At 44.7% G+C, this 11,898-nt stretch carries 12 protein-coding genes; 6 read left to right on the plus strand and 6 right to left on the minus strand.

Annotated elements, in window-relative coordinates; genetic code table 11:
- The 4 genes from EO93_RS00190 to EO93_RS00205 all read left to right on the plus strand — a co-directional run.
- Window positions 1-393 (plus strand): monomethylamine:corrinoid methyltransferase (locus EO93_RS00190; protein WP_048160471.1); only part of this gene is annotated, 393 nt, incomplete at its 5' end.
- Window positions 394-685: 292 nt separating this feature from the next.
- A complete protein-coding gene (locus EO93_RS00195; RefSeq protein ID WP_048132063.1) occupies window positions 686-2,092 on the plus strand; it encodes an APC family permease in 1,407 nt (468 codons plus the stop codon).
- Entirely contained in the window at window positions 2,076-2,348 is a 273-nt protein-coding gene (locus tag EO93_RS00200) for a monomethylamine permease (protein WP_235284055.1), read from the plus strand. Before EO93_RS00195 ends, EO93_RS00200 begins: the two co-directional genes overlap by 17 nt.
- Window positions 2,349-2,361: 13 nt before the next feature.
- Window positions 2,362-2,598, plus strand: coding sequence for an efflux RND transporter permease subunit (locus tag EO93_RS00205; RefSeq protein WP_048128719.1), 237 nt, complete (start codon window positions 2,362-2,364; stop codon window positions 2,596-2,598).
- 601 nt (window positions 2,599-3,199) lie between these two features.
- Here EO93_RS00205 and EO93_RS00210 read toward each other — a convergent pair.
- From EO93_RS00210 to EO93_RS00220, 3 genes are all read right to left on the minus strand, one after another.
- On the minus strand, window positions 3,200-4,225 hold the full coding sequence (locus EO93_RS00210) for an AAA family ATPase (RefSeq protein ID WP_048132058.1): 1,026 nt from the start codon (window positions 4,223-4,225) through the stop codon (window positions 3,200-3,202).
- A 66-nt stretch (window positions 4,226-4,291) separates the two neighbouring features.
- The gene (locus tag EO93_RS00215; protein ID WP_048160474.1) at window positions 4,292-6,010 is read right to left on the minus strand and encodes a preprotein translocase subunit SecD; all 1,719 of its coding nucleotides are present in this window, start codon (window positions 6,008-6,010) and stop codon (window positions 4,292-4,294) included.
- Entirely contained in the window at window positions 6,007-6,912 is a 906-nt protein-coding gene (locus EO93_RS00220) for a protein translocase subunit SecF (RefSeq protein ID WP_048160475.1), read from the minus strand. The genes EO93_RS00215 and EO93_RS00220 overlap by 4 nt, the downstream gene beginning before the upstream one ends.
- 394 nt (window positions 6,913-7,306) lie before the next feature.
- On the opposite strand from EO93_RS00220, the gene EO93_RS00225 reads away from it, so the two are divergent.
- A complete protein-coding gene (locus EO93_RS00225) occupies window positions 7,307-7,786 on the plus strand; it encodes a cytidine/deoxycytidylate deaminase family protein (protein ID WP_048160477.1) in 480 nt (159 codons plus the stop codon).
- Window positions 7,787-7,835: 49 nt separating this feature from the next.
- On the opposite strand, the gene EO93_RS00230 is transcribed toward EO93_RS00225, so the two are convergent.
- A complete protein-coding gene (locus EO93_RS00230) occupies window positions 7,836-8,600 on the minus strand; it encodes a coenzyme F420-0:L-glutamate ligase (protein WP_048160478.1) in 765 nt (254 codons plus the stop codon).
- Window positions 8,601-9,054: 454 nt separating this feature from the next.
- Between EO93_RS00230 and EO93_RS00235 the strand changes: the two genes are divergently transcribed.
- On the plus strand, window positions 9,055-9,447 hold the full coding sequence (locus EO93_RS00235) for a hypothetical protein (protein ID WP_235283195.1): 393 nt from the start codon (window positions 9,055-9,057) through the stop codon (window positions 9,445-9,447).
- A gap of 203 nt (window positions 9,448-9,650) precedes the next feature.
- On the opposite strand, the gene EO93_RS00240 is transcribed toward EO93_RS00235, so the two are convergent.
- Both EO93_RS00240 and EO93_RS00245 read right to left on the minus strand, forming a co-directional pair.
- The gene (locus tag EO93_RS00240; protein WP_048132046.1) at window positions 9,651-10,112 is read right to left on the minus strand and encodes an Hsp20/alpha crystallin family protein; all 462 of its coding nucleotides are present in this window, start codon (window positions 10,110-10,112) and stop codon (window positions 9,651-9,653) included.
- Between the two features lie 299 nt (window positions 10,113-10,411).
- Complete coding sequence (locus tag EO93_RS00245) at window positions 10,412-11,605, minus strand: cofactor-independent phosphoglycerate mutase (RefSeq protein ID WP_048160525.1); 1,194 nt, start codon at window positions 11,603-11,605, stop codon at window positions 10,412-10,414.
- Window positions 11,606-11,898: the final 293 nt, after the last annotated feature.

Here is an 11,898-nt window from a genome sequence, read left to right on the forward strand (position 1 = left end):
CTCTCCGGGAACCAGTACTACCCCTGCGCAGGACCATGTACCGAGATGTGCCTCCTCGAAGCCTCTGCTCAGTCCATGAATGACACCGCATCTGGCCGCGAAATTCTCTCAGGTGTCGCAGCCGCAAAAGGTGTCGTAACAGACAAGACCACAGGTATGGAAGCCAGGATGATGGGAGAAGTAGCAAGGGCAACCGCGGGAATGGAAATTTCCGAGGTCAACAAGATCATCAGCAAACTCGTGCCCCTCTACGAGAAGAACTACGCAAGCGCCCCGGCAGGAAAGACCTTCCAGGAATGCTACGACGTAAAGACCATTACTCCAACAGAAGAATACGTTCAGGTATACAACTCTGCAAGAAGGCAGCTTGAAGACCTCGGGCTTGTATTCTAAGCCGAAAGTTTACATTGAAAGATCCAGAAAGCCAGCGAGTTTCTCGCTGGCTAATTTTTTTTTAAAAACTCAGGCGAAACCCTTATATATATGCACAGCGAATCGTGCGGAAATTTTTTTTCACAAATAGGTGACCGAATGCAAAAAATCAGTGTATAAAAAAACATAGGGGGATATGAAAATGGATATGTGGACTATTATAAATGGACTGATATATCTCCTGGCTTTTGGATTGATGGGCTGGGTTCTGCTGGACGCCAGCAAGATTTCGAAAAAAAGGGGCTGAGACGACATGTCTGAAAACCATGAATCCGGCAGCTTAGTCAAGACTTTGCGGCCTTTCCATGTATGGGCCCTCGGAGTCGGGATCGTGCTGGTCGGGGAATATATGGGCTGGAACTTCACCGTCGCAAAAGGAGGAGTTCTGGGATCCCTGCTTGCCATGCTGGTTGCAGGAACCATGTATGTCATGATTGCCCTCTGCGCCAGTGAACTCGGATCATCAACCAAACTTGCAGGAGGCCCTTACGACTGGGCGAGACTATTTGTAGGACCGGGAGCAGCTGCCAGTGTAGGTCTTGCGGTGTACATGGAATATATCGCCCTTGAGGCGGCAGATGCCATTGTCGTCGCATTCATCGCACAAAGCATCTTTCCGGAGTTGCAGGTTTTCCCTGTAACACTGCTTGTTATTGCACTTTTGACCTTCATCAATTACCGGGGCGTCGTTGCAGCTCTAACCCTTAACTTCTTCCTGACCATGATCGCTTTCATTGCAATAGTGATCTTCTTCTTTGCAACCGCTTTTGGTGCAGTAGACATCCACCCCGAATACCTTTTCCAGGGGGCTTTGCCAAACGGCATGATAGGCCTCTTTGCAGCTCTGCAATTCGGGCCGTGGTTCTATCTGGGTATAGAAGGGGCTGCGATGTGTGCCGAAGAGTGCAAACACCCTTCAAGGGCAGTGCCTCTGGGACAACAGGCCGGAATGATCACCCTGCTCATAGGAGCAGCAATGACTCTCTACCTCTGTTCAGTGCTGATTCCTACGGATATGCTGGGCGTTTCCGTGTATCCACTCTTTGAAGCAGCCCAGAACAGCGGTGTGTTTCTCTTCATTGCTGCCCTGGGACTTGGGACATTCCTGACATGTATTGCCAGTGCCAACGGCTGCGTTTGTGACTCATCACGCTCCTGGTTTGCACTTTCCAGGGACCACTATGTATCTTCCTGGTTCTCGGCAGTACACCCAAGGTACAACACTCCTTACAGGGCTGTGATCTTCACAATGCCTGTTGCAATCGGATTTGCCTTTAGCGGATTCCTGGACCAGGTTATTACCTTCTCCATTATCTCGGGACTGCTCTGTTATGTCCTGATCCCCTTCTCCCTGATCCGCTTCAGGAACCTCTTCCCGGAAACAACAAGCAAAGTGCGCCCCTTTGTGGGTCCTCTTCAGCCGTATATCGCCTACTTTGCAATTGCAATCGCGATTACGATTCTTTCAACACTGTTCTGGGGCTACAAGTATAACCTGATCTTCGCCTTTGTGTTCTACGGTATTGCGTACTTCTATTTCAGCCACAGACACAAGAATTCAAACATAGAAAACAACTGGACTGAAATGGGCTGGCCCGCACCAAAAGGCTCGGAAATTGCGAGGATAGGAAAGGAGGTGGTTGGTGTTGGAGAAGAATAACACGGCTCTGGAAAGCAAATACCACAGCAAACTGAACGGAGACACCGCCCTTATCATGGGCATGCTTGCCCTGCTGATAGGGGTGGAAGGATTTGTCCTTTACAGGATTCTTTCCGAAACCTGGGAGATTGCTGGAAACTTTTTCTACCTCTATGTGATCTTCATAGGCCTGATGGTTGCCATCGAGGCAATCGGCTGCCTGAGTGTACGTAAATCGATAAAGAACCACATGTTCGAGTTCAGGTACTACGATTGAGGAGGCAGAAAAAATGGCAGAAAAAAGCTTAGTTGCAGAGGTTTTTGACATCGTATTTATCTTTGTCCTGGCCTTCGCCTGCGTGGTTATCCCCACGGTGCTCCAGGGAGCGGTACTTGTTTCCTGGGGGGAAGGCGGAGCAGGGATAGGCTTTGTCTGGGACCCTGTAGGCTTCTTCAGTTTCTTGCTGGTAATAATTGCTTTCTTTGTTGTGATTCTCTATCACTCGGTAAAGCATTACAAGTACTGAAAGAGACTGAAAATATAAAACGAGATTGTAAAAAAGATTTAATAAGAAGTCTGCCTGAAAGTGGAATCAGGCAGACAATACTTTTTTTAAATCAGGCAGAATATTTCATGTTATAAAGCAACTGTAGTTCAATTCTGCCGTATGAGCATGATCTCCCTGAAAAGAGGGGTTATTCAGGGAGCAATGGAGGGATTTTTGTGGATTTATACCAGAAGTACCCGAATCTGGCTTCTGCTCGAGGGAGTACCGGCTCAGAACCCTCTATAGAGAGTACAGGCACACCATGCAGATGTATCCTGAAATATCAGGTCTGTACCTCGTTTAGAAGGTATACTCGAACCCCTAAACTCCTGAGAAGCATGGGCTTCTGGCCCATTTACAATAAAAGATAAAAACTGATCCTATATATAATTTGCTGACCCTATTTCAATTAAAGGAATATAGTATATATAGTTTGGCATTTTGATAGAACATGCGACGGAATCATTTATATAGCATATTGGGAAGGAGATTAAATGGAGGGAAAGATATAAAAGAGCATGTTTCACATTTGAAACAAATTCAAAAGAAATAAGACAAAAGGTTTGATTTATAAAATAAATCAGGAGAATGTAGAAATTAGTTTTTCGAGCTGGATTCTCTCACTGCTAGCACCTGTAAGTCTGGCATCGGTTTCTGAGATTTTAACAATAAGGCGAGCAATATCCGCATCGTTTTCTCCTGAGTCTATAAGAGCTTCGGTCAGCCCTTCAAGGATATCGGTCCCCGAGAGACCTTTTTCAATAATTATTTCATCTATGAGCTGGCGCCCTCTGGAAAAGTCCCCTGCAAGAGCCGCATCAAGCAGTTCATCTACGGTTTCATCCCTGCCTTTCATAGTAGCTTCAAACACGATTTCTTCCGTAATTTCAGCATCCTCTACCCTGAGGGCAGCAAGCTGGAGAGTCTGGACAGCTCTTGCAACGTTTCCTTTAGCTAGATAAAGGATAGCTTCAAGTGCGCCGCTGGAAAGTTCCAGTTTTTCAGCAAGGGTGATTTTCTCAAGATGAGTTTTCAGGAGAAAATCCGGAACATATGAAAAAAAGACCTGAAGACCCCTTGAGCGGAGGGGAGAAATGAGTTTTGAAGGTTTTGTAGTGGAAAGAATAAACCTGCAGGTTGCACTGTATTTTTCCATGATCCGCCTGAGAGCGTGCTGTGCATCTGAGCTAAGGGATTCTGCATTATCGATATAGATTATCTTGTAATCAGCATCAATGGAAGCCATCCCGGCATATTCGTTAATAATTTCCTTAAAAATATCTATTACGCTTTTGTAGATTTTTTTCGGATCATCTGTACCCAGAATACGGACAAAACGTTTGTCCCGTACAAGATAACGTTTTCCCTGATCGAAAAAGTCCGAGGCATTGAAATATACAAAGTTGTTTTTCCAGGTATCCCCATAGAGCTGTCTGGCAAGGGCAAGAGAAGCCGTTGTCTTCCCTGAGTTTTCAGGGCCGTAAAAAATAAGGTGGGGCAGGGTCCCTGACTGTGCCAGTTCGGAAAGCGTTCTTACAGCATGTTCGTTTCCGAGCAGTCCTTCAAGGGTATCTGCCCTGTATTTTAGAGTCCAGAGATCCTGCATTAATCCACCTTGCTTTTCAGTTTTTGAATACTCAGTTGTTCAGGGATTTTATCTTTTCCCAGGCACTCACTCAGTTAAGCCTTCGCTTTCCGAGGTGCCGTTTCCATCTGCCTCAAGAAGTTCCTTGATAACCACACCGTAAACAGGTCTTGCAATAACCACACCAATGAAAACACCAATGATAGTGGTGATGGCAAATCCCTTCAGAGCTCCGAAGCCCATGACTACCAGAGGAGACATGGCAATGATTGTTGTGGCGGCTGCTCCGAAAATGATTGCGAAGGCTTTTCCGATCCTGGAAAGGAAGACCTTTGTTGGTGGAAGTTTGCCTTCGTAAAGCACCTCGTCTGTGATAATCACAAGGTGGTCAATGCCTGTCCCTATTGCGGCAATTATACCTGCAATTGCTGCAAGGTCAAGCTGCCAGCCGATAGCTGCTGCAACTCCAAGGATCATAATGACTTCACTAACGGAAGTCCCGACCATTGGCACCAGGATTTCAGGCCTCCTATACCTGCGGAAAACAACTGCAGCAACTGCTATCAGGGATAGCAACCCTGCTATGACTGCTTCGGTTTTGAACTGTTCTCCAAGGGATGCATCAACGTGCCCTGAACCTACAAGCACCACGTTTACAGGAAGAGCCCCTGCCCTGAGGTGAATCTGGAGCGTTTCGGCTTCAGTCTTGGCTACCTCATCAGTGCCTGTGGAAGCCTCCCAGGAATATATGGGAGTTTCTTTCAGCCGGGATGCTGCAGAGTAACTGAGGGGAGCTCCGTATATCTTGTTTTCATCCAGATACATGTTCAGGTAGTGAGCCTCCGGATTGTCAGCAGCCCCGGTCTCGATTGCAACTTTCTGGAGAGTCCGGGCTCCGTCTTCATTCAGGGTAAATGGAGTGTGCCACTGGTTATCGTGGAAAGTCGGAATCCCCACACTTACAATGGAATCTCCATAAAGAACATGCTGGGTTTCATTTCCTGTAGTCTGTATGCGGATTTCAAATTTACCGGGCTTTTCAGCAATATCCTTTGCCGTTGCAAGGTCGATGCCTGCAAAATCAATGAGGATATAGTCTTCTCCGACAGTCCTGACAGGAATGTCTTTCAAGCCAAGCGAGTTAAGTTTGTCATTCAGGATATCTCTGGTCAGGTCCCTTGTGTCGGTGCTGACTCCTTCTGTATATGTCGAAGTCCCGTCTTTATTCTTGAGGATTGTCCCTCCGACTTTATCCATAAGGGCTGAGAGCTCTTCTTCTGAAGCTTCAGTCCGGATTTCATAGACAATACCATCTTCGGTACTGATCGGAAGCACTTCTGCATCAAAAGCTTGTGAGAGGTAAGCCTGGATGAGGGCTTCTTTACTGGTAGTGAGCGTTACCTGGGTCGTTTCCTGATTCAGCCTATCAACGCTTACACTGCCAAGATTCAGAAGCTCAAGTTGTGATGCACTAACCGGAACGGACGTTGTGAATGTGATGGATCTGTCGGATGAACTCACTCCACCAACGTCCAGGTTGCTATCTGTGATCTTGATAGGGACACCAATGACAGGTTCTACCATTTGGCTGACTATCATTCCTGGATCTGCATCTACCTGGGCGAGAGCTCCCTGCAACTTGATCTGAAGCCAGGAGCCACCTTCAAGGTCAAGCCCGTAGTTCAGGTTAGTGGTTGCCCCTTCTTCAGAATTATAACCTGGGTGGATAACCACGATTGAGGCAAGTATGGCAAGTATGAAGATGATAACTCTTACATTTTTAAAGAGGCTTTTTTTATCGCTCATCTGTTATACCTCCCTCTGAATTCAGGTTTCGTCACATACCACCGCAGGATCCCGGTGTTGAGAAGCCAGGTGTTCATAATATCTGCAGCAAGCCCCACTATCAATACAATTGAGATTTGCGAAAGCAGGGTAATCTGTGTGAATGATGGAATTATCAGGTAAATGTAAGTTGAAACCACATACATAACCACAAGGGCTGCAAGGGTTGTTGTGGTCATGGTAATCCCTGTCTGCATCGCCCTTGAAACCTTTTCTTCCACAGTACCCCTGCGCTTGAGTACCCTGTTTGTTAGCAAAATGTCACTGTCTACGGAATAACCGATGAGCATAAGCAGGGCTGCAACCGTTCCAAGGGAAAGATCGATCCCTGCAACCCGCATGAAAGCAACGGCAATTATGATGTCCGAAAAGGCAGAGAGCACCACTGCAAAAGAAGGTATAACGCTCCGGAAAATAAGGAAAACCACAATGGACATTCCTATAAAAGATATAATAACTGCCTGAAGAGCCTGAACCTGCAGTTCCTGGCCGTAAACGGGCCCTATCTGTTTGATTTCCACGTTAGAATAGCGGCCCATTACATCTTCTTCAAGCTGGCGCTGTTCTTCATTATCCATAACCCCGAACTGTATGATAACCCTGCTTCCGGCCTGCCGGGCATCCTTGAGGGGATAAGAAGAGTACATTTCTTCAAGCATAGCGGGGGAGTCGGTTGTCTCTACCGAAATCTGGGTACCGCCCTGGAACTCCATTCCCAGGGTTACCGGCGACCCGCTGCTTGCAAAGGAAACCAGCAGTACAACTAAAGAAACTGCAAGTACTGCAAGGGGGATTGCCAGCAACTGGCGATTATCGTGCTTTTTCACGAAATTATCTAAAAATTCGGTCAAACCTGTTGCCATAATTAAATACTCCGGATGAATGCATCTATTTTTTCGAAATTATCCGAGCTTATTTTATCCGGATCTATAATCCGGAAAACATTCAGAGTCATAACACGGAAGTGTCCAGATTTACATTCCAGAACCATCCAGAATTATCGTCCGGAACGTGCCTGGTAACTTGAAATTATCAGCCCTTTTCGAACTATGGTTCCGGGAAGAAATGTTCCACATTCCATATAGTGTAAATAAGTTGATCCGTTTCAGTTCTATATACTATACATTATATTAATTATTCCTCGAGAAACAATTCTTTCTCTATATAGCGTTAATTCATCATTTAAAATTTATTGTCAAAAGTTGTACAAGTTCTAACGTTACAACTATATATACCAGTTACTGTTCATTAAAAATAATGACGGAAAGACCTTCCCTTGACGAATATTTCCTTGAAATCGCCTTCGTGGTAGGCAAACGGGCAACCTGCCTCCGGAACAATGTAGGGGCAGTAATTGTCCGGGATAAGCGCATTCTTTCAACCGGATATAACGGAGCTCCAAGCGGCATGGAGCACTGCCTTGAGACGGGGTGTATCCGGGACCTTGAAAAGATTCCCTCAGGCACGCGGCATGAGAAGTGCCGGGCAGTGCACGCGGAGCAGAACGCCATTATCCAGGCCGCAATCCATGGGGTCAGTATTGCCGGAGGAACCATTTACTGTACGCACCAGCCCTGCATCCTGTGTGCAAAAATGATCATAAACTCAAACATCAAAAGAGTAGTATATTCAACACCTTATCCTGATACCGATTCCCTGGTTTTCTTCAGGAGCGCAGGGGTGGAAGTGGAATATATACCCTTTGAGCTGAAAAATGAGAATGTAAACGGGGAATAAAACCGCAGTCCCGAAAACATTTTCATTCAGATCATTTCAGATCTTTCTTTCAATTCTTTTTCTGCAGGCAACGAAGCCCTTTTTTGATGATATCCATATCTTCAGGGCGGTATGTCTCGTTTATAGACGTATTCCCTTCGCAGTAATAATCAAGCCCGCGAATGATTACAACAGGAATCCCACCTGCCCCTTCTCCCATCAAAAGGTTGGCAGCACCTGCAAGCTCATCAGCAACTGCTTCTTCTGTAATCTCCAGGATTTTGCCGAAAAGGTCCTTTTCTCCGATCCAGCGTTTGATGGATTTTATTTTGTAAATCCCTATAGAAACTCCAGTCTGTCCGATCTTGAAAGCTCTTCCGTTTGTGTCCGTAATAATGACACTTATCTCTTTCCCGCTAAGCCTTTCAAGCTTTTCTCCGAGTTTTGAGGCACTGGCGTCCGGATATTCAGGAGGGTAGAGCAAAAATCCGTGTTCAATATTGGACTCGTCGACTCCTGCATTTACACAGGTATGCCCTGCAAGGGTTGTCACAAGCATAAAAGGCGCCTCAACAAAGACTTCCTTGCTCCTGGCAAGAACAGCCTGAATGAAGCGTGCGTCTTTCCCTGTCCGGGCTGCGACCTCAAGAGCCTGTTCTCCGGGGGTGATATCTTCGAGCCTGAAGATTTCCCCTTCGGCTTTTGCAACAATGGTTGAGGCAATAATAACAATGTCTCTGTCCTGAAGTTCAATCCTCTCACAGATAAGAGAGGGCAGGTCGTCCCCTTTCTGTATAAGGGGAATATTTTCTACAGCAATGGCTTCAAATTTCAAGAGGCTTCCTCAAGATTTTAAAATGATAAGATATGGAGTAATAAGATTTTTAATAAAATTTTGAATAGGATTTGTAATGTCGGGTCTGATTAGAATGATAAAATCTGAGTTCTTTGAGTCAGGTTGACTTCACAGAATTATGGAAACAATCCTGTAAACGAATAATTTACAGCAGTAAAGGCAGTAACCATAAATAAGACCACCGATATACAGAGTTTTGCGGCGATGATGAGAGTTACCCCAGCTGAGCAAAAGATGATGAGAACAATTTCCTGATGCCGCACTTTTCACTTTGTTTTCCGGTTTATTTTGATTTTCGGATTGCCTTATCTTTCGATTCTTTTGCTTGTATTAATCGATTTTCAATCTTATCCTGCTTAAATATCACCCACTTTCAAGGCAAATTGATAATTTATATCTAGCTTGCAAACCAATTTCTTAAGGGGTGTTAAGTATGAGCCAGTACGACCTGAATGAAATCATACAGAAAATCAAAGAAAAAAGCCCTTTTGATTTTAAAGAAAGTCATCAGGGCAAACCTCGAGCCTTGAGAATTATTGTAAGTAAACTGCACTATTCCCTGGACTATGAAAACGAGCCTCAGGCAACCCGGGAAAAGATAACTCAACTTCTACTTTACCACGGGCAGTTCAGCAGAGAAGAGATCGATGCAATCTTCCAATCGTCAGCGAAGGAAACCACTGCTTATTCAAGAGAATTCTTAAAAAAACACCCGGAGGTTGCAATAGCCGAAGCCAGGAAGAGTAAGGAGTTTCCGGATGAAGATGAGGGAGAAGAAGGAGAAAAACCCAGGGAAATAAAATACATCTTTCCGCACTATGCCTGAACCTCAATGAAAAAAAATCCTGAAAAAAGACAAAAAATAAGAAAAGTAAAACCAGAAGAAATCAACTGGAAAAAATATAAAAAATAACAGGCGGAACAACCATAAAGAAACAAAAGTAAAAGGCTGCGTGTTTTTTCGCAGTCCCTCTGAATTTGTCTCTTATTTTGTCTTATAGTAGAGTTTACCTTCCTTTTTCGGAATGGTCACTCAATTTCGATCTTCTTTTTCGGCTCTTCAATTTTCGCTTTTGGAAGCGAAATTGTCAGGACACCGTTTTCCATTTTTGCAGTAGAGCCTTCCTCTTTGACATTGGCAGGCAGGCGGACAGCACGGTAAAATTGCGTATATGCTCTTTCCCTGCGCAGGTATCCTTCTTCTTCGGATTCCTTTTCCCTGCCGGATTTTGCGCTGATCTCAAGCATATCTTCTTTGAGATTAACCTCAACGTCTTCTTTATTAATCCCTGGCAGGTCTGTGGTGACCAGGAGTTTGTCTTCTTCCTCCTTTATGTCAATGGCTGGAGTGTATACTTTTCCGCCCCCCCATTCTTCCATTGGCATGAAGTCTTCAAACAGCTGGTTCAGACGCTCCTGTGTCCTTCTGATCTCTTCAAACGGATCCCAGCGGGCGGGTCCTGAAAATGATCTTTTAGCAGGCCATTTCATCTTATATTCCCCCTTGAGTAAAAAAATGATGCAGATATGTAGTGCTATTTTGAATATATTGAGAAAGGATATATACGTTTTCTTAGATAATTTCACCAAAATGTATGGAAAAAGAAGAACCTGAAAAATAAAATTAAATGAAATAAAATGAAATTAAATAAGATTGAATAAAAAATAATAGAAAAAATCAAGAAAAAATCTCCGAAAACCCCGGATTAAGCGGAATTTCCAGAGAAATTGAAAGACTTCAGGTCTGAAAACCAGTAACAAATATTACAAAGAGCCTGAATAAAGGGTTTTTAACCTTTTACAAGCATTTTTATCAGGTCTGAGGCTTTTACCAGACCCATTGAACCATTTTTGACCGATTCCTCATCAAAGGTTTCCACCCCATCCGGATCAGCTTTATCAGTTGTGTAAACCGCAAACGGGATAGGGTCCCTTGTATGGGTCTTTATCGAAACCGGGGTAGGATGATCGGGCAGTACAAGAATCGTAAACGGTTCATCTGAAGCTTCGGCATGTTTGAGAATAGGACCAACTATCCGGCTATCAAAGTCTTCAATTGCCTGTAGTTTTTTATCAATGCTTCCTTCATGCCCTGCCTCGTCTGGAGCTTCAACGTGAACGAAGACGAGATCCCTGTTTTTCAGGGCTTCAATAGCTGCACTGGCTTTTCCTTCATAATTGGTATCCAGATAACCGGTTGCCCCAGGAACTTCAATTACATCCAGCCCTGCATAGATTCCAATGCCCTTGAGCAAATCCACTGCTGAAATAATAGCTCCTTTTTTCCCGTAAAGTTCCTGAAAAGATTTGAATTTTGGAGCATGTCCCTGTCCCCAGACCCAGATGGAATTTGCCGGATTTTTTCCTTCCTGTGCTCTTTTCAGGTTAACAGGGTGCAGTTCCAGAACAACCGTAGATGCCTCAATCAGTCCTGAAAAAAAATCTCCGTCTTTTCCTCTGGGAAGATAACTATCCTTTCTTTCACCTGTGATATCATGCGGAGGCGTACATTCCGTTTCTGCTCCCAGGTTATTCCCGGCAACAATAAGGTGCCTGTAACTTATGCCCGGATAGAACCTGACTTTATCGGTCCTGAGTTCGGAATCAAGTGTATCGATCAGGATCTTTGCTTCATCACTGCTTATATGCCCTGCACTGTAGTCTTTTATAGTCCCATTTTCTATGGTAATAAGATTGCACCTGAAAGCCACATCATCAGCTGCAAGAGCCACTCCCATGCTCGCAGCTTCCAGAGGAGCCCTTCCTGAGTAATAGACTGCCGGATCGTACCCGAGAATTGACATATTTGCAACGTCGCTTCCGGGAGGAAAACCATCGGGTACGGTCTGTGCAAGTCCGGTTTTCCCGCGCGCGGCAATGGAATCCATCGCAGGTGTTCGAGCTGACTGTAGAATAGTCCTGCCACCCAGTTTCTCTATCGGGTAATCCGCCATTCCGTCTCCTATAAGTATGGCATATTTCATTGCGTCACCTTTTTCCAACTGCTTTACCCTTTCATCTTACAGATAAAATATATCACTTTCTACCGAATACCTGCTAAGGTATTTTTCTGGCATCTGCCAGCAAGCTTTTTCTGCCGTTCCTAACGCTTCAATTCTTATACCCATTTACACAAACATTATAATATAGTATCCATATCCTATACACGACAGGTTCTCAGCGTAAAAGATATTAAGCAGCAGGAGAGCCGGAGCATGCTGTTCTTTACAGGCAGGATTATATATGAAGAAGCGACCTGTAAGCGTAACAGGATTTA

Source organism: Methanosarcina sp. 1.H.A.2.2, assembly GCF_000979975.1.
In the GTDB taxonomy this organism is placed as follows: domain Archaea; phylum Halobacteriota; class Methanosarcinia; order Methanosarcinales; family Methanosarcinaceae; genus Methanosarcina.

Coding starts and splice junctions, on each gene's coding strand:
- EO93_RS00195 (WP_048132063.1), top strand. CDS start 686: ATGTCTGAAAACCATGAATCCGGCAGCTTAGTCAAGACTTTGCGGCCT.
- EO93_RS00205 (WP_048128719.1), top strand. CDS start 2,362: ATGGCAGAAAAAAGCTTAGTTGCAGAGGTTTTTGACATCGTATTTATC.
- EO93_RS00210 (WP_048132058.1), bottom strand. CDS start 4,225: ATGCAGGATCTCTGGACTCTAAAATACAGGGCAGATACCCTTGAAGGA.
- EO93_RS00215 (WP_048160474.1), bottom strand. CDS start 6,010: ATGAGCGATAAAAAAAGCCTCTTTAAAAATGTAAGAGTTATCATCTTC.
- EO93_RS00220 (WP_048160475.1), bottom strand. CDS start 6,912: ATGGCAACAGGTTTGACCGAATTTTTAGATAATTTCGTGAAAAAGCAC.
- EO93_RS00225 (WP_048160477.1), top strand. CDS start 7,307: ATGACGGAAAGACCTTCCCTTGACGAATATTTCCTTGAAATCGCCTTC.
- EO93_RS00235 (WP_235283195.1), top strand. CDS start 9,055: ATGAGCCAGTACGACCTGAATGAAATCATACAGAAAATCAAAGAAAAA.
- EO93_RS00240 (WP_048132046.1), bottom strand. CDS start 10,112: ATGAAATGGCCTGCTAAAAGATCATTTTCAGGACCCGCCCGCTGGGAT.
- EO93_RS00245 (WP_048160525.1), bottom strand. CDS start 11,605: ATGAAATATGCCATACTTATAGGAGACGGAATGGCGGATTACCCGATA.